This is a genomic window from Mesorhizobium sp. LNHC252B00 (genome assembly GCF_000502955.1).
Classification (GTDB): domain Bacteria; phylum Pseudomonadota; class Alphaproteobacteria; order Rhizobiales; family Rhizobiaceae; genus Mesorhizobium.
This window is the reverse complement of the sequence record NZ_AYWO01000005.1, coordinates 344,052-370,382: the sequence shown is the minus strand read 5'-3', so window position 1 is coordinate 370,382 and position 26,331 is coordinate 344,052. Positions and strand designations below refer to the sequence as shown.

Here is a 26,331-nt window from a genome sequence, read left to right as displayed (position 1 = left end):
TGCAATGTCTGAGATCATCGTCCGCCCGCTCGCGCAGTCCGACCACGCCGACTGGCGGCGGCTGTGGACCGACTACCTGACCTTCTACGAGACGAAGCTTCCCGAAGAGGTCTATGCCGTCACTTGGCAACGACTGTTCACGCCGGGTGAGTTCGAACCCAAGGGTTTCGTTGCGACCCTCGACGGCAAGGTCGTCGGTCTCACCCACTATCTCTACCATCGCTCCGGCTGGTCGGAAAAAAACAATTGCTATCTGCAGGACCTGTTCGCCGACCCGGATGTGCGCGGCAAGGGCATCGGCGCAGCGCTGATCGAGGCGGTGAAACAGGAAGCTGCGAAAATCGGCGTCAAGAACGTCTACTGGATGACGCACGAGACCAACACCACCGCGCGCAAGCTCTACGACCATGTGGCACGGCGAACGGGCTTCATCGAGTATGATCTATTGTGAAGAAAGTGGGAGCTTGAAATGGCCGCCATTGCGCAATATATTGCGCATGATCTGGGTGTGTAATGCCGTTGATCGAGACCAATACGCGCAAAATTATCATCAGGCTTTTGCGCGATGGCTGGGTAAGTTTCGGCGGCGGCAAGCACGACAAATATGAGCATCCGGAACGGCCAGAGGTGATGATCATCGTGCCTAGGCATCGTGAACAATCTCCTGGTGTCGCCCGGTCGATCGCCCGGCTGGCTGCATGGATTTGAGGACAGACCGCATGACGCATTATGTTGGAATTCTCGATGGGGCAGAGGACATCTGGGGGGTGCGCGTCCCTGATCTTCCCGGCTGCCATGGCGGCGGCGCAAGCCCCGAAGAAGCCATTGCCGATGCGACTTCCGCCGTGCGCGAATGGGTCGAAGCACGTGCGACGAAACATCTGCAGTTACCGGTCTCGCGTACGGTGGCGCAATTGCTCCTGCAAGACGAACTCGATACTGCCGCCGGCGAATCCGCCGTGATGATCCCGGTGCTGATCGACTCGGGCCGGCCCGTCCGAGCCAATCTGTCGCTCGACGCCGGCCTTCTGGCGGCGATCGACGAAGAAGCAGGCCGGCGTGGCCTGACGCGTTCCGCATTCATTGCAAGCGCCGCACGAGAGAAGATCGAAGGCCACAGATAACCGACCATGTTCATCCCGTTCTTCCTCGAACTGAAGGCAGCCCGCGTTCCCGTTTCGCTGCGGGAATATCTGTCGGTGCTGGAGGGGCTGGAAGCCGGGCTGGTCGACTATGATGTCGAAGGTTTTTATTACCTCGCCCGCACCGCATTGGTGAAGGACGAGCGCCATATCGACCGCTTCGACCAGGTGTTTTCGCATGTCTTCAAGGGGATCGAAGCGCTCGGCGGACCGGATGCGGTCGATGTCGCGAACATTCCCGAGGACTGGTTGCGTCGCCTCGCCGAAAAGCACCTGACCGAGGAAGAGAAAAAGCTGGTCGAGGCGCTCGGCGGCTTCGAAAAGCTGATGGAGACGCTGAAGCAGCGGCTGGAGGAGCAGAAAGGCCGCCACCAGGGTGGCTCGAAATGGATCGGCACCGGCGGCACCTCGCCCTTCGGCGCCTATGGCTACAACCCCGAAGGCGTGCGCATCGGCCAGCATGAGAGCCGCAACCGCCGCGCGGTGAAGGTGTGGGACAAACGCGAGTTCAGGAATTTCGACGATGCCGTCGAGCTCGGCACCCGCAACATCAAGATCGCGCTGAAGCGTCTGCGCCGCTGGGTGCGCGAGGGTGCCGAGGAGGAGTTCGACCTGCCTGGAACAATCCACGCCACCGCCGAGCACGGCTATCTCGACGTGCGGACGCGGCCGGAACGCCGCAACGCCGTGAAGCTCCTGATGTTCTTCGATGTCGGCGGCTCGATGGACGATCACATCAAAAGCGTCGAGGAGCTGTTCTCGGCCGCCCGCGCCGAATTCCGCCAGCTCGAATATTTCTATTTCCACAACTGCCTCTATGAGGGCGTGTGGAGGGACAATCGCCGCAGGCATGCCGAGGTGATTCCGACCTTCGACCTCCTCCACAAATACGGGCCGGACTACAAGGTGATCGTCGTCGGCGACGCGTCGATGAGCCCCTACGAGATCGCTCATCCCGGCGGTTCGGTCGAACACTGGAATCCGGAGGCAGGCAGCGTCTGGCTCGGCCGCCTGCTGCAGCAATGGCCGAACGCGGTGTGGCTCAATCCCGAGGCCGAAAAGAACTGGGGTTACACCCATTCGATCGCGATGATCCGCGACATTTTCGGCGGCCGCATGTTTCCGTTGACACTGGCCGGGCTCGAAGGCGCGACGAAGCAGCTTTCAAGAAAGCACTGAACCTTGCGCGCCTTCTCGGAACTGGGCAGACGCGTAACAAATGCCTATCTTGGTGCGAATACGAGGCTGCAACCAATAACGAGCCGGCAAGGCTGAGGAGATCGAATGGACACCCATACCTACCCCGTAACCCGCACCGACGCTGAATGGCGCGCCCGGCTGACGCCGGAGCAATATGCCGTCATGCGCGGCCACGGCACCGAGCGGCCAGGAAGCTGCGCCTTGCTTTACGAGAAGCGCGCCGGCACCTTTTCCTGCGTCGGCTGCGATCAGCCTTTGTTTGAATCCAAACTGAAGTTCGAGAGCGGAACCGGCTGGCCGAGCTTCAACGACCCGGTACCGGGCTCGGTCGAGAACACTGTCGACCGCAGCTACGGCATGGTCCGCACCGAATGCCACTGCGCTCGCTGCGGCAGCCATCTCGGCCATGTCTTCGAGGACGGCCCGCCGCCGACCGGCCTGCGCTATTGCATCAACGGCGTGGCGCTGAAATTCGAGCCGGCGGCTTGAGCCAAACGATCGGGGGATAGATGGGAAGGGCGGCTGCGGCCGCCCTTTTTGTCTGCGATCCGTGAAATTGGCTGGTGCGGTCGATGCTCGCTCAGACCACTACCGTCAGGATCAGCCACAGTGTAGCCCCGAGCGTCATCAACGAGGCCTTGATGCCACTGGCCCTTTCCGTGGTTCGCCAGACGGCAAAGGTCAGGAAGATATTGTAGGGCACCAGCGCGAAATGCACCGCCAGGACCAGCACAAGCGGCAGCTTCAGCGCAAGCAGGATAATCGCTGCTACCGCGGACGCGACGTTGAGCGCGGTACCGACAAGGGCAAGGTCGCGCCAGAACAGCCGGTCGAGCGGCACCCGGCCTTGCCAGCGTGAGCGGAAGAAGGATCCGACGCCGTCTGGCAACACCTGATATCTACCCCTGCCCCAGGACTTCTGTGACCGCACGTTCGATACGCGAACATTCGGTCACCAGCCAGTCGGTCATCGCCGGCCAATTGTCCTCGGCATAACAGTTCACCCGCCACATCGAATTGATGCCGAGGCCTTCGCAACTCTGTTCCGGCCTGAGTTTCAGCCTGTCTTCAATCGCCGCCTGGAACGGCTTCAGTCGCGACCAGGCTTGCGTGGCGCCGAACTTCTCGTTGCGGCCGAAGAAGACGCCGACATGGTTCTGTGCCGGCGCGACATACATGGAAAGGACCAATGCGAAGTCGGGCAGCCCGCGCTGCCAGAACCACGGTCCGCGCCTCGCCATCAGGGCTTTTTCTTCCGGGTGCCGTTCGGCGAACAGCGCCCAGAAGCCGCGCTGGCGAAATTCAGAGGCGCGTCGGGCGCCGAAGTCGAATTCGCTCATGGCTCCAAAACCGTATCTCCGGCGTCGGCGCCGGGGCTGGCTGGCCCTAGACCATGCCCAGTGCGGCCTTGTACAGGTCGAGGATGGTTTCCTCCTCCTGGCGTTCGGCCTGGTCCTTCTTGCGCAGCCGGATGATCGTGCGCATCGCCTTGGTGTCGAAGCCGGTGCCTTTGGCCTCGGCAAACACTTCCTTGATGTCGTCGGAAATGGTCTTCTTCTCTTCTTCGAGCCGCTCTATGCGCTCGATGAAGGCACGCAGCTGGCCGGCGGCAACAGTCTGGCTGGTATCGGTAATATCGTCGGCCATTTTTTCTCCACATCGTTTTTCGCGCCGCGACTCGGTTGACGACGGCGGCAAATTTGAGCCGGTTCGATGCCCGACCAGCGGCGGCGGGTCAAGCCGTTATCGATGCTGCATGAAAGGCTGCCGCCAGGTGCGGACAGAATGGGCTCTACGGTCGCCTTTTCTCATCCGAAGGCGATGAGCAGATCCTTGGCATCGATCTGGTCGCCGGCCTTGACCAGCACCTCGGCGACGGTGCCGTCGCGCTCGGCATGCAGCGCCGTTTCCATCTTCATCGCCTCGATGGAAAGCAGCACATCGCCCGCCTTCACAGCCTGGCCGGCGGCAACCGAAAGCGCGGAGACGACACCCGGCATCGGCGCACCGACATGGGCCTCGTTGCCGGGCTCGGCCTTGCGGCGGGCCTTGGCGGCGGACGCGCCATGCGCCCTGTCGGGCACCTTCACACGACGCGGCTGGCCATTGAGCTCGAAGAACACGGTGACCATGCCCTTTTCGTCGACATCGCCGATGGCAAGGCAGCGCACCACCAGCGTCTTGCCCTTCTCGATATCGACGAAGATCTCGTCTTCAGATTTCATGCCGTAGAAATAGGTCGGCGTCGGCAGCACGCTGACGGGACCGTAGGTCTCCTGCGCGCCGGCGAAATCCGTAAACACCTTCGGGTACATCAGCCACGAGGCGAATTCGAACTCTGAGAGTTTGCGCTCGAGCTTCGCTTCGATCTCCTTGCGGTTGGCCTTGAGGTCCGCCGGCTTGAGCAGCGAGCCGGGCCGCACCTTGATCGGCTTGTCGCCCTTCAGCACCTTCTTCTGCAGCTTCTCAGGCCAGCCGCCGGGCGACTGGCCGAGATCGCCGCGCAGCATCGACACCACGGAGTCCGGGAAGGCGATGTCCCTGCTGGGGTTCTCGACATCGGCAACGGTCAGATCCTGGCTGACCATCATCAGCGCCATGTCGCCGACGACCTTGGACGACGGCGTCACCTTGACGATGTCGCCGAACATCAGATTGACGTCGTGATAGGTCTGCGCCACTTCGTGCCAGCGTGTCTCCAGCCCGAGCGAACGCGCCTGCTCCTTGAGATTGGTGAACTGTCCGCCCGGCATTTCGTGCAGGTAGACTTCCGAGGCCGGCCCCTTGAGGTCGCTTTCGAAGGCGGCATACTGGTTGCGCACCGCTTCCCAGTAGAACGAGATCTTCCTGATCCATTGCGGGTCGAGGCCCGGATCGCGCTCGGTGCCCTTCAGCGCCTCGACGATGGAGCCGAGACATGGCTGCGACGTGTTGCCGGAGAGCGAATCCATCGCCGCGTCGATAGCATCGACGCCGCTGTCGACGGCCGCCAGCACCGTAGCTGCCGATAGGCCTGACGTGTCGTGGGTGTGGAAATGGATCGGCAAGTCGGTCGCTTCGCGCAGCGCCTTGAACAGCACCCGTGCGGCGGATGGCTTCAGCAGTCCGGCCATGTCCTTGACGGCGATGATGTGGGCGCCGGCCGCCTGCAATTCCCCGGTCAGGCCGACATAATATTTGAGGTCGTATTTTGCCCGCGCCGGATCGAGGATGTCGCCGGTATAGCAGATCGCCGCTTCGATCAGCTTGCCCTCGGCGCCGACCGCATCCATGGCGACGCGCATGTTCTCGACCCAGTTCAGGCAGTCGAAGACGCGGAACAGGTCGATGCCGCCGGCGGCCGCCTGTTTGACGAAATGCTGCACGACATTGTCGGGATAGTTGGTGTAGCCGACGCCGTTGGCGCCGCGCAGCAGCATCTGCAGTAACAGATTGGGCGCTGCCTCGCGCACCAGCGTCAGCCGCTCCCACGGATCCTCGGTGAGGAAGCGCATGGCGACGTCGAATGTGGCGCCGCCCCAGCATTCGAGCGATAGAAGCTGCGGCAGGGCGCGCGCGTAAGTGCCGGCAATGCCGGCGATGTCATGCGTGCGCATGCGCGTCGCGAGCAGCGACTGGTGGCCGTCACGCATCGTCGTGTCGGTGACCAGCACCTCCTTCTGGTCGCGCATCCAGGCAGCGAATTTCTGCGGTCCGAGCACGTCGAGCTTCTGCTTGCTGCCATCAGGCACATTGCCGTTGAGATAGGGCACCAATGGTGCGGCCGCATCGGCCTTCGGCTGCGGCCGGCCGCGCGTCTCGGGGTGACCGTTGACCGAAACGTCGGCAAGATAGTTGAGCAGCTTGGTGGCACGGTCCTGGCGCTTGACCTGCTGGAACAGCTCCGGCGTCGTATCGATGAATTTGGTGGTGTAGGAATTGTCGGCGAAGCTCGGGTGGTTGATGATCGCTTCGAGGAAAGTCAGATTGGTGGCGACGCCGCGGATACGGAACTCACGCAGCGCCCGGTTCATGCGGGCGATGGTCTCGGCCGGCGTCGGCGCCCACGCCGTCACCTTCTCCAGCAGCGGATCATAGAAGCGGGTGATGACCGCGCCGGAATAGGCAGTGCCGCCATCGAGGCGGATGCCGAAACCTGTCGCGCCGCGATAGGCGGTGATGCGGCCATAGTCCGGGATGAAATTCTGCTCGGGATCTTCCGTAGTGATGCGGCACTGCAAGGCATGGCCGTTTAGCCTTATGTCCTTCTGCACCGGCACGCCCGATTCCGGCGTGCCGATGGCAAAGCCGTCGAGGATATGGATCTGCGCCTTGACGATGTCGATGCCGGTCACTTGTTCGGTGACGGTGTGCTCGACCTGGATGCGCGGGTTGACCTCGATGAAGTAGAACTTGCCGGTGTCGGCGTCCTGCAGGAACTCGACCGTGCCGGCGCCGATATAGCTGGTCTCGCGGGCGATCTTCAGCGCATGGTCGCAAAGCTCCTCGCGCTGCGACATTTCGAGATAGGGCGCCGGCGCCCGCTCCACGACCTTCTGGTTGCGGCGCTGGATCGAGCAGTCGCGCTCGAACAGATGCACGGCGTTGCCATGCGTGTCGCCCAGCACCTGCACCTCGACATGGCGGGCACGCTCGATCAGCTTTTCGAGATAGACCTCATCCTTGCCGAAGGCGGCTTTCGCCTCGCGCTTGCCTTCCGTGACTTCGCGGGCAAGGTCGGCTTCGGCGCGGATGGCACGCATGCCGCGGCCGCCGCCGCCCCATGATGCCTTCAGCATCACCGGATAGCCGATTTCCTTGGCAAGTTTCTTGACCGCATCCATGTCGTCCGGCAACGGATCGGTGGCGGGGATCACCGGCACGCCGACCTCGATGGCGAGATTGCGTGCCGCGACCTTGTTGCCGAGCCGGCGCATCGTGTCCGGCTTCGGCCCGATGAAAATGATTCCGGCCTGGGCACAGGCATCGGCAAATTCGGGGCTTTCCGACAACAGGCCGTAACCGGGATGAATGGCATCGGCGCCCGAAAGCCTGGCGACGCGGATCACCTCCTCGATCGACAGATAGCTTTCGATCGGTCCCATGTCCTTGGCCAGATGCGGCCCGCGTCCGACCTGGTAGCTCTCGTCGGCTTTGAAGCGATGCAGGGAGTATTTGTCCTCCTCGGCCCAGATCGCCACGGTTTTGAGACCGAGTTCGTTGGCCGCGCGAAAGACGCGAATGGCGATTTCGGACCGGTTGGCGACGAGAATCTTCGTGATGGCCAAGGACTGAGGCTCCAGCAACGGAAGGGAACAGAAATCGGCGCAATGATTAGCGTGAAAATGCTGCAGTGCAAACGAAATTGACGCGCACTTAAACCGATTGAAATGGAATCTTGCGCCAAAGGCAGGCGCATTCATTCGAACATGCAGCGAAGCGCTGGGCACCACCGGTCAAAGCGCGATCGTTTCCGGGCTAAAGGCGCGGGCTGCATTGGTCTGCCGGCCTCGATGGCGAGGCAACAGGGGAAAAAAGTAAGATGCCCGGCGCGAAGCGCCGGGCATCTGTAAAGCTTGGAGACTGACGAGCTTACATCTTCTGGATGTAGGTGTACTTGCCGTCGTCGCCCTTCTTCCATTCGTACATGACGTAGCCAGGCAGCGTCGGGTCGCCCTTGGCGTCATAGGACAGGTCGCCGAGCACGGTCTTGAACGGGCCGTTTTCATGCATCGCCTTGGCAACTGCCTGCGGGTCGTTCGACTTGGCAGCGGTCGCTGCTTCGGCGAGCGCCTGTACGGCGGCGTAGGAGTAGAGCGTGTAGGCTTCCGGCTCGAAGCCCTGCGCGCGGAACTTCTCGACGAGTTCCTTGTTGGCGGGGATCAGGCGCGGGTCCGGGCCGAACGTGTTGAGCGTGCCCGCAACCGCGTCACCTGCGATCGAAGCCAGTTCGTTCGACACGATGCCGTCGCCGGAAACCAACGTCGCCTTGAGGCCCTGGTCGGCCGCCTGGCGGATGATCAGACCGGCTTCGGTGTGCAGGCCACCCCAGTAGATGATGGTTACGCCAGCTTCCTTCATCTTGGCGATCAGTGCCGAGAAGTCCTTGTCGCCGACATTGATGCCTTCGTACATGACTTCCGTCAGGCCCTTGGCATTCATCGCCTTCTTGGTTTCGTCGGCAAGGCCCTGACCGTAGGTGGTCTTGTCGTGCACGACGGCGATCTTGGCGTCCTTGAAGTTCGCGGCGAGATAAGCGCCGGCGATGCTACCCTGCTGGTCGTCGCGTCCGCAGGTGCGGAACACGTTCCACAGGCCGCGCTCGGTGAACTTCGGGTTGGTGGCAGCCGGGGTGATCTCGACGATGCCGTTTTCCGCATAGACTTCCGATGCCGGGATCGAGACGCCCGAGTTGAAGTGCCCGACCACGAACTTGACACCGTCGCCGACGAACTTATTGGCAACCGAGATGCCCTGCTTCGGATCGGAGACGTCGTCGCCGACTTCGAGCTTGATCTGCTCGCCATTGATGCCGCCCTTGGCATTGATGTCGGCGACAGCGGCTTCCGCACCCTTCTGAAGCTGCGCGCCGAAGGCGGCGTTCGGGCCGGTGATCGGGCCGGCTACGCCGATCAGGACGTCAGCCCACGCGCTGCCGCCAAACGCGACCAGCGCGGTCAGGGCGACGGCGGACAAAAGTGACTTTTTCATTTAAACGCTCCCATTTACGGAGTGGGCGTGGATGAAGCTTTCATGCGATGCCCACCCTTATCGCAGAAAGCATAGTTTGCCGATTTTCAGGCACTTGTCACGCCGATTCAATTTCGATGCGGCGCTAATGATGAACGTCAACCTTTCGGTTTCCAGCTCAAGATTGAAGCTCTCTCGTAGAGCCAATTATATTGCGTCACCATCTGGTTGGTGCGCGTGTATTGAAAGCCGACAAAACCGAGTATCATCAGCACGATTGTATCGACGACATAGTATTGCAGCGAGAACATCGTGCCGCCGAACAGCGCGTGATGGATGAAGCGGATGCCGATGCCGAGCCCCAGCATATAGGCAAACAACTGGACGAAGCTGCGCCATGTCTGGGCACTGGCCTTGCCCGTCATCCACGCCGCCCAGCCGCCGAGCAGACAGGTGACGAAGAAGAACTGCCAGATCGAGGGTTCCTCATAGAGAATGCCCTGCATGATGAAGTCTCCTTAGCATGATCCCGAAAGGTTGCAGACTTTTCGGACAAGGATCATGCGACAAACAAACGATTTGGAGCGGAACACCGAACGCACACATTCCGCTTCAAATTCAGTGATGTCCGCCTTCGAGATAGGCGGCGCGCACTTCTGGATTGGCGAGCAGTTCCTTGCCGGTGCCGCTCATCGTCACATTCCCGTTGACCATGACATAGCCCCGCGTGGCGAGTTTCAGCGCGCCGAAGGCATTCTGCTCGACAAGGAACACGGTAAGTCCCTGGGTGCGGTTCAGTTCGCGGATCGCGTCGAAGATTTGCTTGACGATCAGCGGCGCCAGACCCAGCGACGGTTCGTCAAGCAAAAGCAGCTTCGGCCGTGCCATCAGCGCGCGTCCGATCGACAGCATCTGCTGCTCGCCGCCCGACAGCGTGCCGCCGCGCTGGGCTATGCGCTCCTTCAGCCGCGGGAACAGCTTGAACACCTTCTCGACGTCCTCGTCATAGTGTTTGAGGTTGTCGAGGCTGGCGCCCATCTGCAGGTTTTCCATCACCGTCATGCGCGGAAAGATGCGCCGGCCTTCGGGCGACTGCGCAATGCGCATGCGCGCGATCTCATGCGTCGGCATCTGGGTGATGTCGGTGCCGGCAAAGGTGATGGTGCCGCCGCGAGCCCGCGGGGCGCCAAAAATGGTCATCATCAGCGTCGACTTGCCGGCGCCGTTGGCACCGATCAGCGCAACGATCTCACCTTCCTTCACGGTGACATCGACGCCGTTAAGCGCCCGGATATTGCCATAGTAGGTCTGCACGCCCTTGATATCGAGCAGCGTTGTCCCGGCCATCACTTGCTCCCCCCGCGCTTGCCCGCCACAGGCTTGGCAGCAGTTTTTCCGGAAGCATGGCTGGTCGCCACCTTGCCCGCATCGACGCGGCGCGAGAATTCCGTGTCTTTGCCCTGGCTGAGCAGCCTGGCCTGCTTGACCCATTCCTCACGTGCGATGCGTCCGTCAAAGGCGAGATAGGCTTCAGCAGCCTCGACGTCGGCCTTTTTCCAGGCGCCGATCTGGTCGAAGTGGAATATACCGTGATCGTTGAGCTTCTTCTCGTTGACCGAACCGATGCCCTTGATACGGGTCAAATTGTCGGCCTTGCCACCGCGAGGCGCTGGCAGCCGGTTGGAGATTCCTCCTGCCGCCGCCGCAGGCGCCTTCGCGGAAGGGACCTTGGCTGCCCGCTTGGTCGGCGCAGTCGACTTCACCGCCGTTCCGGCTGCCGCCTTTGGTGCAGCTTTCGGAGCAGGCTTTGCCTTCGCCGCCGGAGCGCGAGGCGCGGCCGGCACCGCCGCCAGCGAGGCCGCCTTGTCTGCCGCGGCGAGCGATTTTGCGTCGACCTGACCGGCCTTTGACGCGCCTTTGGCCACCGTGACCCGCTCGCCTGAACTGTGGCCGACCGTGTCGGTCACCGGCCCGGCGAGATACGATGATGATGTTCCCGGGCCGTGTGCGGCATCCGGTCCGGTATCGAGCTGTTCGATGACGTCTTCGTCGCCGACTTCAGTCAGCACCGACTCGACGTCCTCGTCGTCGACGCCGAGATAGGCTGCGATGACGCGCGGGTCGGTACGCACCGACTGCGGGCTGCCGTCGGAGATCTTGCGGCCATATTCCAGAACAACGACATGGTCCGAGATCTGCATGACCACCGACATATCGTGCTCGATCAACAGGATCGAGGCGCCTGATGTGTCCTTGATGTCGATCAACAGTTCGTTGAGCGCCGCCGATTCCTTCGGATTGAGTCCGGCCGCCGGCTCGTCGAGGCACAGAAGCTCCGGCCCCGTGCACATGGCGCGCGCAATCTCGAGGCGGCGCTGCGCACCGTAGGGCAGATCGCCGGCCGGATCGTCGGCGCGATCGACAAGATCGGCCTTCTCCAGCCAATGCTTGGCCAGATCCACCGATTCGGCCGAGGCCCTGCGGTAGCCGCTGAAGCCGAACAGGCCCAGGATCGTATAGCCCGAGGCCTTCATCAGCTTGTTGTGCTGCGCGACCAGCAGGTTCTCCAGCAGCGTCATGCCCGAGAACAGGCGGATGTTCTGGAAGGTGCGCGCCACCTTGGCGCGTGCCGGGATCTCATGGTTGGGCAGGCGTTCGAGCAAATAGCTCGAGCCGTCGTTCCGGTTAAGCGTGATCATGCCTTCCGACGGCTTGTAGAAGCCGGTGATGCAGTTGAACACGGTGGTCTTGCCGGCACCGTTGGGTCCGATCAGCGCGGTGATTTCACCGCGCTTGGCGACGAAGGACAAGTCGCCGATGGCGACCAGGCCGCCGAACTTCATCGACAGATGCTCGACCTGCAGGATGGCCTCGTTCATGGACGGATTCGCGTTCATCAGCCGTGGCCCTCCTTGGTGAAGGAACCTGAAACCGACCTTCGCTCCTTGAGAAAGGCGGTCGGCTCTCGACTGCCGACGAAGCCGCGCGGTTTCCACAGCATGACGATGACCATGGCCATGCCGAACAGAAGCATGCGGTAGAGTTCGGGTGTGAAGTCCGGCCCGAATATCTGCTTGAGGAAGTCGAGTTCGCGCAGCGCCTCGGTCCCGCCGATCATCACCATCGCGGCAACCGCAATTCCGACCAGCGAGCCCATGCCGCCGAGAACGACGATCGCCAGGATGATGGCCGATTCCAGGAAGACGAAGGATTCCGGGCTGACGAAACCTTGCCGCGCGGCGAAGAAAGAGCCGGCGAAGCCGCCGAACATGGCGCCGGTGGCAAAAGCGGTCAGCTTGGTGGTGGTGGTGTTGATGCCCAGAGACCGGCAGGCGATCTCATCCTCACGCAGCGCTTCCCATGCGCGGCCGACCGGCAGGCGGCGCAGCCTGATGGTGACGAAGGCGGTGAGCAGGCACAGGCCCAGGATCAGATAATAGAGGAAAATCTTGTAGTACGCACCCGACTGGGTGATGCTCAACACTTTGGCGATGTAGTTCGAGTCCGACACGTTGAACGACATCAGTCCGAAGAAGCTGACCTTGGGAATGCCGGAAATGCCGGCCGAACCGTTGGTCACTTCGCGCCAGTTGATGAGCACCAGGCGGATGATCTCGCCGAAAGCCAGCGTCACGATAGCCAGATAGTCGCCACGCAGGCGCAGCACGGGGAAGCCGAGCAGCACGCCCCAGAGGGCGGCCATGGCGCCGGCGGCCGGCAACAGGATCCAGAACGACAGGCCGAAATGCGTGGCGAGAAGCGCATAGGAATAGGCGCCAAGTGCATAAAAGGCGACGTAGCCGAGGTCGAGTAGGCCGGCGAGGCCGACAACGATGTTCAGACCCCAAGCCAGCATCACATAGATCAGGATCTGGATGCCGAAATTATCGACCCATTTCAGCGAACCCTGCAGGCCTCCGGCAATCGACCAGGCGTTCAGCGACAGCACCGCCACCACGAGGATCGGATAGAGCACCAGCGCCGTGACGCCCAATTTGGTGAAGTTGGCATGGATGAAGGCGCGGAAGTAATAGATCACGCAAGCCAGCAGATAGATGACCGCGAGCGCGCGCAGGAATTGCAGATAGCCGGCCGGTTCTGCTCCGACCCATCCAGCGAGAGAATTGTTGAAAACGAACAGTAGCACCGCGGCGATGACGGCCGCGATAAAGGCCGGCAACTGGAAGAAGCGTGATGCAACGCTGCTCGGCAACAGGCCGGTGGCGACATCGGCGATCTTCTGGTTGGCCAGGAAGGGCTGGCCATAGGCGACATAAAGAAACCGCCCGACAGCCGTGGCGATCACCACTGCCGCAAGCAGGCCCCAGCGCGCGGTCAGGACCAGTTCATTGGAGATGTTCTGACCGGTCTTCAGCCCGATGAAAAGGACGAACAGGCCAAGCGCAATGGCGCCGGCATAGAAGGCTTCCTTGAGGGCGCGCTGGACAGGGGTGGCGACGACGTCGCGCTCCGGAGATACGGTGACGGCCATGGTCTCAGACCTTTTCGACTTCTGGCCGGCCCAGTATGCCGGAAGGAAGGAAGATCAGCACGATCGCCAGGATCGAGAACGCCGCGACGTCCTTGTAGTCGATCGAGAAATAGGCCGACCACATGCTCTCGATGAAGCCGATCATCAGCCCGCCGAGCACCGCGCCCGGCAGCGAACCGATGCCGCCCAGCACCGCTGCGGTAAAGGCTTTCACGCCGGGCGTGAAGCCGTCCGAGAAGGCGATGACACCGTAATACATCAGGAACAAGGTCCCGGCGACGGCGGCAAGCGCCGCACCCATGATGAAGGTGATCGAGATAGTGCGGTCGACATCGATGCCGAGCAGCGCCGCCATCTTGCGGTCCTGCTCGCAGGCGCGTTGCGCTCGGCCAAGCGAAGTCCTGTTGACCAGGTACCAGAACAGCACCAGCAGCAGCGCCGTGACGATGACGATGATGATCTGCTTCAGCGACACGCTGATGCCGCCGATGTTGTAGACTTGACTGACCATCGGCGGGATCGGCTTGTTGCGCGGCCCCTGCGTCACTTGGACGAAGTTCGACAGCGCGATCGACATGCCGATCGCGGTGATCAGCGGCGCCAGCCGGAACGAGCCGCGCAATGGCCGGTAGGCAACCTTCTCGATCGTCCAATTGTAGAGGCTGGTGAGCAGCATCGCCACGATCATCATGAGCAGCAGCGCCAGCACCACGGGCACCGAATAGAACAGCGCGCCTAGAGCGAGGAAGACGATCAGGGCCGTGAAGGCACCCACCATGAAAATGTCGCCATGAGCGAAGTTGATCATGCCGATGATGCCGTAGACCATCGTGTAGCCGATCGCGATCAGCCCATAGATCGATCCCAGCGTCAGCCCGTTGATAAGCTGCTGGACAAAGTACTGCATGTGTACGTGGCTCCCCTGGAATGTCGCCCATGCAGACGCATTCCTTTTCGTATTTCCCCTAGTCGTAAAGTTTCGAGCCCGGATTGCAACGTCATTTTTCAATCGTCGTGCGTGTTTTGCCGACACGCCGTCTGATTGCCCGTTTTTCCGTATCCGACCCCTGGACTATCGCGGACCCTACCATTGGCATAACGCAATGTCTTTGACGATTCGACCGCATCATGCGCCTCGTTTCGAAGAAATCGCCGTCAAAATTAGGTGATGAGAAGAATCGTTGCGTTACTGACATAGTCCGTTTTTCGTTCCGCTCCTTTCCGTAGGGTCAAGTTTCCCTTCACTTGACCACAAAACCATGCGCGAACGGATCGCGATCGTCGATGAAAATGGTGTTCAATCCGGTCATTCGCGCCCAGCCACCGATCGAGGGAACAATTGCCGGTTTGCCCGCGACGGTGACGTCCTTTTCGACCTTGCCCTTGAACAGCGAACCGATGATCGATTCATGAACGAAGCTGTCGCCGGCCTTGAGTTTGCCCTTTGCATGAAGCTGCGCCATCCGCGCCGAGGTGCCGGTGCCACAGGGTGAGCGGTCGATCGCCTTGTCGCCGTAGAACACGGCGTTGCGGGCGTCGGCCTCGGGGTTGGTCGGCGCGCCGGTCCACAGCATATGCGACAGCCGGTTGATGCCAGGGTTCTCGGGATGCACGAAGGAATATTTCTCATTGAGCCGCTGCCGCACCACCGGGCTCCAGGCGATGAAGTCGCCGGCCGAATGGTCGGCCATGTCGCGATAGTTCTTCTGCGGCTCGACGATGGCGTAGAAGTTGCCGCCATAGGCTACATCGACGGCGATTTCGCCGAGCTGCGGGCATTCGACCGTCAGCCCTTCCGCATAGAGGAAAGACGGCACATTGGTGATGCGCACCTCCTCGACATAGTCGCCGACCTGCTTGTATTCGGCGATGACCAGGCCGGCCGGCGTGTCGAGCCGAAGCACCCCCGGCGTCTTCGGCTTGATTAGCCCGTGCTCGATCGCCATCGTCACCGTGCCGATGGTGCCGTGGCCGCACATCGGCAGGCAGCCAGAGGTCTCGATGAACAGGATTGCGATGTCGCAATCCTCGCGCGTCGGCGGATAGAGGATCGAGCCGGACATCACGTCATGGCCACGCGGCTCGAACATCAGCCCGGTGCGGATCCAGTCATACTCGGCCAGAAAATGCGCTCGCCGTTCCATCATCGTCGAGCCCTGCAGCAGCGGGCCGCCACCGGCGACCAGCCTCACCGGATTGCCGCAGGTGTGGCCGTCTATGCAGAAGAAGGATTTCTTGGCCATCACGCTCCTCGAAAAATCAAAACCCACGAAAATCAAAACCGATATGGACTGAAGGGGGCCAGATCGATCGGCGGAGTCTGCCCCAGGACGAGTTCCCGGATCAACCGTCCGGTGGCTGCTGCCTGGGTCAAGCCGAGATGGCCGTGGCCGAAAGCATAAATCACCGACCGGTTTCCCGATGCATGACCGATGACGGGCACTGAATCCGGCAGCGAGGGGCGGAATCCCATCCATTCGCACCCGCCTGAGGGATCGAGCCCCGGCAGGAATTTCTGCGCCTTCTGCAGCAACGCCTTCGACCTGTTGTAGTTGGGAGGTCGCTCGATGCCGCCGAGTTCGACGGCGCCGCCGACGCGCAGCCCCGTTTCGAGCGGCGTGATGACGAAGCCATGTCCGGAGAAGATCAGCATCCGCTTCACGTCGAAGGCGCTCGTCGGCAGCGTCGTGTTGTAGCCGCGCTCGGTTTCAAGCGGAATGCGATCGCCGAGTTGCCTCGCCAGCAGATGCGACCAGGCGCCGGCGGCGATGACAAGATGCCTGGCTTGCCTGGTCGTGCCGTCGGCCAATGTCAGCGCGGCACCTTCCGGATTGGTCGCAACGCGCTCGATCCGAGCGATCTCAAAGCGGGCGCCCTTGGTTTGTGCATAGGCCCACACCGCTTTTCCGAGCAGTTTCGGGTCGGCGACCGTCTTCCATCCCGGCACGAAAGTGCCCTTGACGAAGCGCGGTGAAAGCCCCGGCTGCAAGGCGGCGAGTTCCTCGCGCCCGACATGGCTAAAGCCGATGCCGAAGCGCTCGCGCGTCGCCCAGCCGGGCAACCCGGCCTGAAACTCGGCCTCGCTTTCGTAGAGTTCGAGCGAACCGTCCTCGCGCAGCATCCCTCGCGTGCCGGAGCGATCGAGCAGGCCCATCCATTCCGCTTCGGCGAGCTTCATCATGCCCGCCTGAGCGGCAAGGCTAGCCTCGTATTTCCCCGGCGCACCGGCACGCCAGAAGCGGATCAGCCAAGGCAGAAGTTTCGGCAGATAGGCGGGCGGAATGCTGAGCGGGCCGAGCGGATCGGCCAGCCATTTCGGCAGCTGCCGCATCATGCTCTTATGCGCCAGCGGCAGTACGTCGGAGAAGGCGAAGGCAGCGGCGTTGCCTGAGCTCGTCTCCTCGCAAATGCCGGTCCGATCGAAGATCGTGACCTTGCGCCCCGCCTCGGCCAGAGCCGCGGCGGCGCAGACACCGATGATGCCGCCACCGACGATGGCGACGTCTTCCGCTTCTCCCTGTTCAAAGGGCGAAGGTGCCCGAAGGGCGGATGAGGGTAGGCGCCCCGTTTCCGGCGACTTGGAATTTCCTTGCACGTAGGTGCTGCCCTTCATCTGGCTGCCGCCATCTTTGCCCCGTGGACGGCAGGGCTGTTCGGGAGAAGAAAGCCTCAGAACTGCGGCAGTGTCGGCCGAACCGCCAATGCGTCCTTGACGATCTTCTCGACTGCCTTGCGGCGCTCGCCCGACAGCGGCTGTCGCGGCATGCGCACGCGATCATTGCTGTTGATCGCGAACACTTCGGCAAGCTTGATGTTCTGCACCAGATAGGTCGATACGTCGAGATCGAGCAGCGGCCGGAACCAGCGGTAGATGGCGAGTGCCTCTTCGCGGCGGCCCTGCTTCATCAATTGGTAGATGGCGACTGTCTCGCGGGGGAACGCGGTGACCAGTCCGGCCACCCAGCCGATGGCGCCGACCGACAACGCCTCGAAGGCCAGATTGTCGACCCCGGTAAACAGGTCGTAGCGAGTGCCCAGGCGATTGATGATCTCGGTAGAGCGGCGGATATCGTCGGAGGACTCCTTGATGGCGACGAAGCGCTTGTCCGACGCCAGCTCCTCCATTTGGTCGACAGTGACATCGACCCGATAGGCAAGCCGGTTGGAGTAGATCATGACCGGCAGGTCGCCGGCCTCGGCTACGGCACGAAGTGCGGCGACGGTCTCTTCTGCATTCGTGTGGTAGATCGGGCTCGGCACCACCATAAGCCCGTTGGCGCCTTCTTTCGCGGCACGCCTAGCTATGCTGGCGGCCTCGCGGGTTCCAGCCTCGTTGACGGTCAGCAACACCGGCTTCTTGCCCGCAACTTTCTGCGCGGTCTTCAGCACCTCGATCTTTTCGTCAGGCGACAGCATCGGTCCTTCGCCGAGCGATCCGCAGACGATGATGCCGTCGCAGCCGGCCTCCATCTGCAGGTTGAAGCAGCGCTCCATCTCGGCATGATCGAGACGATCATCCGTGGTGAATTTGGTCGTGACGGCGGGGAAAACTCCGGTCCACATGATTATGTCTCCATCTGATATATCAGCCATATATCTGTCAGGAAACCGCCTGTCAATACGGATTTCGCTATGATATATTCTAGATATATCAGGAGGCGGCCTGTCCATGGAAGCGAGCACCACAACCGAGCCGGCGGCTGCCAAGGCCTATCATACACTCGAGCATATGATCGTCACGCTCGAGCTGGCCCCCGCAAGCTTCGTCACCGAGGGCACCCTGATCGAAAGGCTCGGGCTCGGCCGCACGCCGGTGCGCGAGGCGATCCAGCGGCTGGCCTGGGAAGGATTGCTCGACGTGCGCCCGCGCGCCGGCATCGCGATCGCTCCACTACATCCCGGCGACTGGCTGCGCGTGCTCGATGCGCGCCGCGGCGTCGAGGTGGTCCTGGCCCGCTCGGCCGCCCGCTTTGTCAGCCGCGAAGCTGCCGATCTGTTTCACGAGGCAGCCCTCGCCATGCAAAAGGCAGTGATCGCGGGCAACGTGCTTGCCTTCATCCAGGCCGACAAGGCGCTCGACGATGCGCTGGCGCTGGCCGCCGATAACCCGTTCGCTGCCCGCCTGGCCGCACCCTTGCAGACCCACAGCCGCCGTTTCTGGTTCCGCTACAAGGCCGACACCGGTCTTGCTGAATCCGCTGAACATCATGTCGCACTGATCCGCTCGATCCTCGACGGTGACGAAGAGGCCGCGGCCGAGGATGCCAAACGGCTGATGGCGCTGCTGCGCGGTCATGCCGAGGCCGCGGCGACACGGTAAAACAATCGAACCGCCCGGTTGGCTTAGGTGCCCGGCAAATTGGCGGTGATCGTTGGGCTGTCCCAGCCTTCGCCTATGGACAGGATGCAGCTCTGGCCCTTTGTATCGGACGCCAGAACTGTCCAGCTGCCTTGCTCGGAAACAAAAATCTCGAGAACCACGCTAGGATTGATGAGGCCGCGTCCTGCTTCGACTTCGTGGAACTTCTCGCCGAGCGCCTTGATCAGATCAACTCGCGATGCGCATTGTCCAGCAGCACTAGCGTGCGGGGCAACGGCTGGTATCGCAAGCGACGCCAAGATCATCGTCGCCACAAGACTTCGTGTCATCTGACACCTCCTCGCGCCAGACGGGGACCCCGGCTGCCACCGGCGCTGTTGATTGGCCTGCAATCGACGCAGGAATACAAGCTAAGGCGGATGGCGCCCGCTTGGTTCCATCACATTAGCGATTTTGCGGACAAGGCCGCGGCCAGAATGCAGAAAGACCCGGCCGCCTCGGCCGGGCCTTCGATGCCGGATATGCCGCGCCCCCGCGGCTTAGGCGAGGGCGCACAAGCGGAAAATCGTCCGGCTAGTTCATGGTCGGGATGACGAATTCGGCACCATCCTTGATGCCTGACGGCCAGCGCGAGGTCACTGTCTTGGTCTTGGTGTAGAAGCGGAACGCGTCCGGCCCGTGCTGGTTGAGGTCGCCGAAGGAAGATGCCTTCCAGCCGCCGAACGTGTAGTAGGCGATCGGCACCGGGATCGGCACGTTAATGCCGACCATGCCGACCTGGACCCGCGAGGCGAAGTCGCGCGCGGCATCGCCGTCACGGGTGAAGATGGCGACGCCATTGCCCATCTCGTGGTCGTTGGCGAGCTTGATCGCGCTTTCATAGGTCGGCGCGCGCACCACCGAGAGCACCGGCCCAAAAATCTCTTCCTTGTAGATGCGCATATCGGCGGTCACGTTGTCGAACAGGCAGCCGCCCATATAGTAGCCGTCTTCATAGCCCTGCATGGAGAAGCCGCGGCCGTCGACGACCAGCTTGGCGCCTTCCTTGACGCCGGTGTCGACATAGCCCTTGACGCGTTCCAGTGCCTGCGCCGTTACCAGCGGGCCGAAATCTGCGGAAGAGTCGGTCGAAGGACCGACTTTCAGGCTCTCTACGCGCGGAACGAGCTTTTCCATCAGCCGGTTGGCGGTGTCGTTGCCGACCGGTACGGCCACCGATATCGCCATGCAGCGTTCGCCGGCCGAGCCATAGCCGGCGCCGATCAGCGCATCCACAGTCTGGTCCATGTCGGCATCAGGCATGATGATCATGTGGTTCTTGGCGCCGCCGAAGCACTGCACGCGCTTGCCCGCGGCGGTGCCGCGCGAATAGATGTAATGGGCGATCGGCGTCGAGCCAACAAAGCCGATGGCCTTGATATCGGGATCGTCGAGGATGGCGTCGACGACATCCTTGTCGCCATTGACGACGTTGAGAATGCCCGCCGGCAGGCCGGCTTCGAGGAACAGCTCGGCAATACGCATCGGCACGCCCGGGTCCCGCTCCGACGGCTTCAGGATGAAAGCGTTGCCGCAGGCGATGGCCGGCGCGATCTTCCACAACGGGATCATTGCCGGGAAGTTGAACGGCGTGATGCCGGCGACGACGCCGAGCGGCTGGCGCATCGAATAGACGTCGATGCCGGGACCGGCACCGTCAGTGAATTCGCCCTTCATCATGTGCGGCGCGCCGATGCAGACCTCGACCACTTCGAGGCCGCGTTGGATGTCGCCCTTGGCGTCGGCGATCGTCTTGCCGTGCTCGCGCGCCAGGATGTCGGCCAGTTCGTCATAGTCGCGGGCAACGAGTTCGAGGAACTTCATCAGCACGCGCACGCGGCGCTGCGGGTTGGTCGCTGCCCATTTCGGCTGTGCAGCCTTGGCATTCTCGACAGCCGCGCGCAATTCCGCCTGCGAAGCCAGTGCCACCGTGCCGCGCACGGAGCCGTCCATCGGCTGCATCACATCCTGCTTGCGGCCGCTGGTCCCGGCGATATGCTTGCCGCCGATGAAATGACCGTAGTCGATCATGATCTCTCTCCCTTTGTTTGTGATGGCCCATTGTCCGCCTTTGCAGCGGCGATGGCAACGCGAGGGAGAACGCAACCGTTGTGCGGAAAATAGATAGCGATTGACGGGCGAGCATCAATTCCCGCAAATGGCGGGATGCAATTGCTGCTGTACGGATTAAGAGATTGAACTGGGATGACGTTCGCATCTTCCTGGCCGTGGCGCGCGCCGGCCAGATCCTTGGCGCGGCCAAACGGCTGGAGCTCAACCACGCCACTGTCTCGCGCCGCATCGCTGCGCTCGAGGATGCTTTGCGGACAAAACTGTTTCGCCGCTTGACCACCGGTAGTGAGTTGACGCCGGCCGGCGAGCGCTTTCTCGACATTGCCGAGCGTATGGAGGGCGACATGATCGCCGCGCGCTCAACGGTTGCCGGCGAAGGCGACGACGTTTCCGGCACGGTGCGCATCGGCGCGCCCGACGGCTTTGGCGTTGCCTTCCTGGCCAAGTGCCTCGGCGAATTGACCGCGCTGCACCGCGAACTGACGATCCAGCTTGTGCCGGTGCCGCGTTCCTTCTCGCTGTCGCGCCGCGAAGCCGATATCGCGATCACCGTCGAGCGGCCGACCGAAGGCCGGCTGGTGGCGGGGAAGCTGGTCGACTATTCGCTCGGGCTGTTTGCCTCGCGCGATTATGTGCAAGTGCATGGTTTGCCCAAAACCGCCGCCGAACTCGGCCAACACACCCTCATCGGCTATGTGCCGGACCTCATCGTCAGCCCCTCGCTCGACTACGCGGCCGAGTTCAGCGCCGACTGGCGCACCAGCTTCGCCATTTCCTCCGCACTTGGCCAGGCCGAGGCGGTGCGGTCGGGCGCCGGCATCGGCATCCTGCACACCTTCGTCGCCCGCTCGATGCCGGAACTGGTGCCGGTCGATGCGGTGGCACCCATCCGTCGCGCCTACTGGCTGGTCTATCACGAATCGGTCAGGCCGCTGCGCCGCGTCCAGATCGTTGCCAGCTTCATCACCAAGGCAGTGGAGCGGGAGAGAAGCCTGTTCACCTGATTTCGCAAAACCGATAGAGCAAATCCGCCATCTAGGGCAGGTCGAGCATGAACGAATTCACCACACGCCCAACATTGTCTGCGAATTGCGCCCATTCGGCGAAGACTGGGTCCGGCAGTCGTTGATCTTCTATCGCAGATAACGCTCCTGCGCGAGGTCGCGGACATCGATGTCCGGCACTCGACTCGAGATGATGTCGGCCAGCACCTTGCCCGAGCCGCAGGCCATGGTCCAGCCGAGCGTGCCGTGGCCGGTGTTGAGATAGAGATTGGACAGCTCGGTGCGGCCGATCAGCGGCGGACCGTCCGGCGTCATCGGCCGCAGCCCGCACCAGAAGGTCGCGTCCCGCATCGCGCCGGCGCCCGGAAAGAGATCGCCGACCGAGTGCTCCAGAGTGCGGCGCCGCGATTCATGTAGCCTGAGGTCGAAGCCGGAAATCTCCGCCGTACCGCCAACCCTAATGCGGTTCCCGAGGCGGGTGATCGCCACCTTGTAGGTCTCGTCCATCACCGTCGACACCGGTGCCGCGGCGGCATCCTTGATCGGCACGGTGATGGAATAGCCCTTGACGGGATAGACCGGGATCGGCCGTTTCACCCGGCGCATGAACCCTGCCGAATAACTGCCCAGCGCCATCACATAGGCGTCGGCGGATTTCCAGCCCTTGCTGGTGCTGAGATTGGCGATGCGGTTTCGGCTGCGGATGACACGCCAGATCGTCACGTCGTATTCGAACTTGACTCCGCGCGCCACACAGAGTTCGGCCAGCCTATCGGTGAACATCTTGCAGTCGCCGGTCTCGTCGTGCGGCAGCCTGAGGCCGCCGACGAACTTTTCGCGGACCCCGGCCAGGCCAGGCTCGGCCGCGATGCAGCCGTCCTGGTCGAGGATCTCGTAAGGCACACCATATTTCTTCAGCACCTCGACATCGCCGCCGGTGCCGTCGAGCTGTTTTTGCGTGCGAAACAGCTGCAGCGTGCCCTGGGTCCGCTCGTCATAGGCGATGCCGGTCGCTTCGCGCAGCGCCTTCAGCGTGTCGCGGCTGTATTCGGCCAGCGGCACCATGCGCGCCTTGTTGATCGCATAGCGCTCGGCCGTGCAGTTGCGCAGCATCTTGATCAGCCATGTCCACATATGCGGATCGAAGGCTGGCCGCACCACCAGCGGGCCATGCTTCATCAGCAGCCATTTGATCGCCTTCAGCGGAACGCCGGGTCCGGCCCAGGGCGAGGCATAGCCTGGCGATATCTCGCCGGCATTTGCAAAGCTGGTTTCCAGCGCCGGGCCTTTCTGACGATCGAGAACCGTCACCTCGTGGCCGGCTTCGGCGAGATAATACGCAGTGGTTACCCCGATGACGCCACCGCCCAGCACCATGATCTTCATCGTACAACACTCCACGGCGACGCCCAAACCGGTGCCATCTTCTGTCTGCCGGATTCTCTGGCGCCCGCCAAGAGGCTACGCGCCAGGGATTAGCTATTGAGATATCGCCGATGAAAGCGAGGGCCGAGGCTGGTCAGGATTTCGTAGCCGATGGTGCCGGCATGGCCGGCAGCGTCATCGACGCTTTGCGAGGGACCGAGCAGTTCGACGAGATCACCCTCGCGTAGCCTGCCGGACGGCAGAGCGGAGATGTCGAGAATGATCGAATCCATCGACACCCGTCCGAGGAAAGGCAGGCGCACGCCCTCGAACCAGGCCGCGGACGCCGCGCGCCGGTGCCAGCCATCGGCATAGCCCAGCGAGATCGTCGCGGCGGCGAGCGGAGCCGTCGTTTGGAACATGTGGCCGTAGCCGATACCGACGCCGGCCTCCAGCAGGCGTGTCTGGACGACCTTGGCCTCCAGCCGCACCACCGGCAGCATTGGGTTCGGCCTGGCCGGTGTCGGATTGATGCCGTAGAGCGCGGCACCAGGGCGCGCGAGATCATAGTGGAAGCGTTGTCCCAGGAAGATGCCGGACGAATTGGTGAGCGAGGCCGGCGCCTTCGGCAACAGTGCGCGCAGCCGCTCGAATGCCAGCCGCTGTCGCTCATTGGCCGGCTGCTCCGGCTCGTCGGCGCAGGCCAGATGGCTCATCACGAAACGGATGTCGATGCCGTCGAAGGCATGCGGATCGGCGGCAACGTGCTCCACATCCCCGGGCGCCATGCCAAGCCGCGACATGCCGCTGTCGACCTGGATCGCGGCCGGGAGTTTTCGGCCGGCGCGGCGAGCCGCCGCACGCCAGGCCGCCAATTGCCCCACGCTGTTGACGACGGCGCTAAGCTCTGCCGCCACGGCGTCTGCCTCGGCTCCGGGCGGAATTCCGTTCAGCACGAAAATGGCAGGGCCCGGCCCAATTGAGCGGCGCAAGGCGACGCCTTCCCCCAGAAGCGCGACGAAGAAGGTGTCGCAGCCTTCGCGCAGCAGCGCCGCCGCGACCTGGCTCGCGCCTACGCCGTAGCCGTCAGCCTTGAGCACACCGGCACAGCCAACATTGCCCAATCGCGCTTTCAGCCGCCGGTAGTTTTCACGGATCGCGACGAGATCGATGGTGAGGACAGCCCCAGCCGCCGCTTCGCTTATGGCGGTGACCTCTTGGGGCAGCGACCTTTGGGGGGCGTCGTTCATGGCATTCAACCCAGCTCCCTACTCCCTACTCTTGCACCAGATGCCGGAACGCCGCCACCACGTCCTCATAGACATGGCGCTTGAACGGCACGATCAGGTCGGGCAGCTCCCGCATCGGCCGCCATGCCCATTTGTCGAATTCGGCGGTATGGCCGCCCGGTGGTGGGTTTATCTGGATCTCGCTGGTATCGCCATGGAAGCGGAAGGCGAACCATTTCTGCGTCTGCCCGCGATATCGGCCCTTGAAGGCAATGCCGACGAGATGGTTCGGCAAATCATAGTTGATCCAGTCCGGCGCCTCTGCCAGCAGCGAGACGCTGCGCATGCCGGTCTCCTCATAGAGCTCGCGCTCGGCCGCCTGCAACGGCTCCTCGCCCTTGTCGATGCCGCCTTGCGGCATCTGCCAAAGCTGCGTCGTGCCGGCAAATTCGCTGTCCGGTTCCGCAATGCGGTGCCCGACCCAGACCAGGCCTTCGGCATTGAGGACCATCAGCCCGACGCAGGGACGATACGGCAGCGTTTCGCGGTCGATTGTTTCTGTCTTTGCCATCAATCAGTCTTTCGGTCGTCGTCCACGCAGGACGTCGCTAGCCTTTTTGCGGGTCAATCGCCACCGCTGAAATCGGCACGATCTCGATGCCGCGCTTCTTGGCCTCGATGACCCAGGACGACACCGTGTCGACCGTCATGTCGAAGGCCGAGCCGATGCCAACGGCAGTGCCTTTGGCCCGCGCGGTCGCTTCGAGACTGTCCAGTTTCTTCAGGATTTCGCCGCGATCTTGCACCGCATCGATCGCCATGTCGCCGGAGACGAAGGGTACGCCGTCCTTCAACGCCAGGTCGGGTGCCAGGCTGCGCACCGACGAACCGTCATCGATATAGGCGAGGCCGCGTTTGCCGAGCTCGGCCATGAACGGCTCCATCGCCGCCGCATCGGCGGAGAAGCGCGCGCCCATGTAGTTCATGACGCCGGTGTAGTTGGTCGTCCGCGACAGCGCCCAGTGCAGGTTCTTCAAATTCTCATCCGCGCTTGCCGCCACCGTCAGCGTGTTGCGGCCGGGATTGATGTTGGGATAGTCGAACGGTTCGAGCGGCACCTGCATGACGATCTCGTGGCCGCTTTGCCGGGCCGCCTGCATCCAGCGGCCGATGCTGTTGCCTTGCGGCGCGAAGGCCAGCGTGACTTCAGCCGGCAGCTTGGCGATGGCCGCCTGGGTGCCTGTCTGCGACACCGCGAGCCCGCCGATGACGATCGCCACCCGCGCGCCGCGCCCGCCCGACCAGGGTCTCGCATAGACGTCGAACGGGCGTCGGCCATCGGTGGAGCGCACAGGCAAAGGCCCGGTTTCGCTGGCTTCGATCAGGGCCTTGTCAGGAATATGTGCGATCTTCAGGTTCTGGCCGATGGTCGACGGGTCGTGAATGACGATCGCCGCCTTGGGCGGGCCATCGCCCTCTTCCGTCTGAACATGGATGATCTGCGGCCCGCCTGTCTTTGCCGGCGTGTCCGGCTTTGGCGTCGCCACCGGGGCCAGTGCGGCCGGCACGGCAGCGGGTTCGGCCGCCTTGGCTACTTTCGGCGTCGAAGCGGCAACCTCTTGCGGCCTTCGAAACGGCTTTTCTCTGAGCGCGATCGCGCCGGACACGCCGACCACAGCCAGCATGGCCAAGGCCGCCAAGACCGTGCCGCCGCTGACCCTGCCGGCGGCGCGCGGCGACCGGGCAGCCTGTCCGAGCGGGCGTTCGATGTCCTTGCCTATGTCAGCCAAGCCTAATC

26 protein-coding genes are annotated in these 26,331 nt (G+C 62.6%); 7 read left to right on the top strand and 19 right to left on the bottom strand.

Going from position 1 to position 26,331, the window contains the following annotated elements:
* Positions 1 to 4 precede the first annotated feature (4 nt).
* From X744_RS159785 to msrB, 5 genes are all read left to right on the top strand, one after another.
* Entirely contained in the window at positions 5 to 451 is a 447-nt protein-coding gene (locus X744_RS159785) for a GNAT family N-acetyltransferase (RefSeq protein WP_023758611.1), read from the top strand.
* Between the two features lie 62 nt (positions 452 to 513).
* Positions 514 to 708 (top strand): type II toxin-antitoxin system HicA family toxin, encoded by a 195-nt coding sequence (locus X744_RS159790; protein ID WP_023758610.1) that lies wholly within the window; start codon positions 514 to 516, stop codon positions 706 to 708.
* A gap of 11 nt (positions 709 to 719) precedes the next feature.
* On the top strand, positions 720 to 1,124 hold the full coding sequence (locus tag X744_RS159795; RefSeq protein ID WP_023758609.1) for a type II toxin-antitoxin system HicB family antitoxin: 405 nt from the start codon (positions 720 to 722) through the stop codon (positions 1,122 to 1,124).
* Between the two features lie 6 nt (positions 1,125 to 1,130).
* Positions 1,131 to 2,321 carry a VWA domain-containing protein gene (locus X744_RS159800; RefSeq protein ID WP_023758608.1) on the top strand — a complete coding sequence of 397 codons (1,191 nt, stop codon included), beginning with the start codon at positions 1,131 to 1,133 and terminating at the stop codon, positions 2,319 to 2,321.
* Between the two features lie 105 nt (positions 2,322 to 2,426).
* Entirely contained in the window at positions 2,427 to 2,831 is a 405-nt protein-coding gene (gene msrB, locus X744_RS159805) for a peptide-methionine (R)-S-oxide reductase MsrB (protein ID WP_013529102.1), read from the top strand.
* Between the two features lie 91 nt (positions 2,832 to 2,922).
* Here msrB and X744_RS159810 read toward each other — a convergent pair whose 3' ends face one another.
* From X744_RS159810 to X744_RS159870, 13 genes are all read right to left on the bottom strand, one after another.
* Positions 2,923 to 3,234: a hypothetical protein gene (locus X744_RS159810; RefSeq protein WP_031259975.1), complete on the bottom strand. Its 312-nt coding sequence runs from the start codon at positions 3,232 to 3,234 to the stop codon at positions 2,923 to 2,925.
* A 7-nt stretch (positions 3,235 to 3,241) separates the two neighbouring features.
* The gene (locus tag X744_RS159815; protein WP_023758606.1) at positions 3,242 to 3,682 is read right to left on the bottom strand and encodes a hypothetical protein; all 441 of its coding nucleotides are present in this window, start codon (positions 3,680 to 3,682) and stop codon (positions 3,242 to 3,244) included.
* 46 nt (positions 3,683 to 3,728) lie between these two features.
* Positions 3,729 to 3,989 (bottom strand): DUF2312 domain-containing protein, encoded by a 261-nt coding sequence (locus X744_RS159820; protein WP_013529099.1) that lies wholly within the window; start codon positions 3,987 to 3,989, stop codon positions 3,729 to 3,731.
* Between the two features lie 161 nt (positions 3,990 to 4,150).
* Positions 4,151 to 7,609 carry a pyruvate carboxylase gene (pyc, locus tag X744_RS159825; RefSeq protein WP_023758605.1) on the bottom strand — a complete coding sequence of 1,153 codons (3,459 nt, stop codon included), beginning with the start codon at positions 7,607 to 7,609 and terminating at the stop codon, positions 4,151 to 4,153.
* A 304-nt stretch (positions 7,610 to 7,913) separates the two neighbouring features.
* On the bottom strand, positions 7,914 to 9,032 hold the full coding sequence (locus X744_RS159830) for a branched-chain amino acid ABC transporter substrate-binding protein (protein WP_023758604.1): 1,119 nt from the start codon (positions 9,030 to 9,032) through the stop codon (positions 7,914 to 7,916).
* Between the two features lie 137 nt (positions 9,033 to 9,169).
* The gene (locus X744_RS159835; protein WP_023758603.1) at positions 9,170 to 9,517 is read right to left on the bottom strand and encodes a DUF6867 family protein; all 348 of its coding nucleotides are present in this window, start codon (positions 9,515 to 9,517) and stop codon (positions 9,170 to 9,172) included.
* 112 nt (positions 9,518 to 9,629) lie between these two features.
* Entirely contained in the window at positions 9,630 to 10,358 is a 729-nt protein-coding gene (locus tag X744_RS159840; protein ID WP_023758602.1) for an ABC transporter ATP-binding protein, read from the bottom strand.
* The gene (locus X744_RS159845; protein ID WP_023758601.1) at positions 10,358 to 11,908 is read right to left on the bottom strand and encodes an ATP-binding cassette domain-containing protein; all 1,551 of its coding nucleotides are present in this window, start codon (positions 11,906 to 11,908) and stop codon (positions 10,358 to 10,360) included. The genes X744_RS159840 and X744_RS159845 overlap by 1 nt, the downstream gene beginning before the upstream one ends.
* Positions 11,908 to 13,503 (bottom strand): high-affinity branched-chain amino acid ABC transporter permease LivM, encoded by a 1,596-nt coding sequence (gene livM / locus X744_RS159850; RefSeq protein ID WP_023758600.1) that lies wholly within the window; start codon positions 13,501 to 13,503, stop codon positions 11,908 to 11,910. The genes X744_RS159845 and livM overlap by 1 nt, the downstream gene beginning before the upstream one ends.
* A 4-nt stretch (positions 13,504 to 13,507) precedes the next feature.
* Entirely contained in the window at positions 13,508 to 14,410 is a 903-nt protein-coding gene (locus X744_RS159855; RefSeq protein WP_023758599.1) for a branched-chain amino acid ABC transporter permease, read from the bottom strand.
* A gap of 334 nt (positions 14,411 to 14,744) precedes the next feature.
* A complete protein-coding gene (locus X744_RS159860; RefSeq protein ID WP_023758598.1) occupies positions 14,745 to 15,746 on the bottom strand; it encodes a 4-hydroxyproline epimerase in 1,002 nt (333 codons plus the stop codon).
* A 32-nt stretch (positions 15,747 to 15,778) separates the two neighbouring features.
* Positions 15,779 to 17,116 carry an FAD-binding oxidoreductase gene (locus X744_RS159865; protein ID WP_031259973.1) on the bottom strand — a complete coding sequence of 446 codons (1,338 nt, stop codon included), beginning with the start codon at positions 17,114 to 17,116 and terminating at the stop codon, positions 15,779 to 15,781.
* Between the two features lie 56 nt (positions 17,117 to 17,172).
* Positions 17,173 to 18,066, bottom strand: a complete 894-nt coding sequence (locus tag X744_RS159870) for a dihydrodipicolinate synthase family protein (RefSeq protein ID WP_023758596.1) — start codon at positions 18,064 to 18,066, stop codon at positions 17,173 to 17,175.
* 106 nt (positions 18,067 to 18,172) lie between these two features.
* Here X744_RS159870 and X744_RS159875 point away from each other — a divergent pair, with 106 nt between their 5' ends.
* Positions 18,173 to 18,823: a GntR family transcriptional regulator gene (locus X744_RS159875; RefSeq protein ID WP_031259971.1), complete on the top strand. Its 651-nt coding sequence runs from the start codon at positions 18,173 to 18,175 to the stop codon at positions 18,821 to 18,823.
* Between the two features lie 23 nt (positions 18,824 to 18,846).
* Here X744_RS159875 and X744_RS159880 read toward each other — a convergent pair whose 3' ends face one another.
* Complete coding sequence (locus X744_RS159880) at positions 18,847 to 19,152, bottom strand: hypothetical protein (protein WP_023758594.1); 306 nt, start codon at positions 19,150 to 19,152, stop codon at positions 18,847 to 18,849.
* Positions 19,153 to 19,396: 244 nt separating this feature from the next.
* Positions 19,397 to 20,893, bottom strand: coding sequence for a CoA-acylating methylmalonate-semialdehyde dehydrogenase (locus tag X744_RS159885; protein WP_023758593.1), 1,497 nt, complete (start codon positions 20,891 to 20,893; stop codon positions 19,397 to 19,399).
* Positions 20,894 to 21,057: 164 nt separating this feature from the next.
* Here X744_RS159885 and X744_RS159890 point away from each other — a divergent pair, with 164 nt between their 5' ends.
* The gene (locus X744_RS159890; protein WP_023758592.1) at positions 21,058 to 21,939 is read left to right on the top strand and encodes a LysR family transcriptional regulator; all 882 of its coding nucleotides are present in this window, start codon (positions 21,058 to 21,060) and stop codon (positions 21,937 to 21,939) included.
* 129 nt (positions 21,940 to 22,068) lie between these two features.
* Here X744_RS159890 and X744_RS159895 read toward each other — a convergent pair whose 3' ends face one another.
* From X744_RS159895 to X744_RS159910, 4 genes are all read right to left on the bottom strand, one after another.
* On the bottom strand, positions 22,069 to 23,325 hold the full coding sequence (locus X744_RS159895) for a D-amino acid dehydrogenase (protein ID WP_023758591.1): 1,257 nt from the start codon (positions 23,323 to 23,325) through the stop codon (positions 22,069 to 22,071).
* Between the two features lie 89 nt (positions 23,326 to 23,414).
* Positions 23,415 to 24,554, bottom strand: coding sequence for an alanine racemase (alr, locus tag X744_RS159900; RefSeq protein WP_023758590.1), 1,140 nt, complete (start codon positions 24,552 to 24,554; stop codon positions 23,415 to 23,417).
* Between the two features lie 25 nt (positions 24,555 to 24,579).
* A complete protein-coding gene (locus X744_RS159905) occupies positions 24,580 to 25,104 on the bottom strand; it encodes an RNA pyrophosphohydrolase (protein WP_023758589.1) in 525 nt (174 codons plus the stop codon).
* 37 nt (positions 25,105 to 25,141) lie between these two features.
* The gene (locus tag X744_RS159910) at positions 25,142 to 26,323 is read right to left on the bottom strand and encodes a divergent polysaccharide deacetylase family protein (RefSeq protein ID WP_023758588.1); all 1,182 of its coding nucleotides are present in this window, start codon (positions 26,321 to 26,323) and stop codon (positions 25,142 to 25,144) included.
* Positions 26,324 to 26,331: the final 8 nt, after the last annotated feature.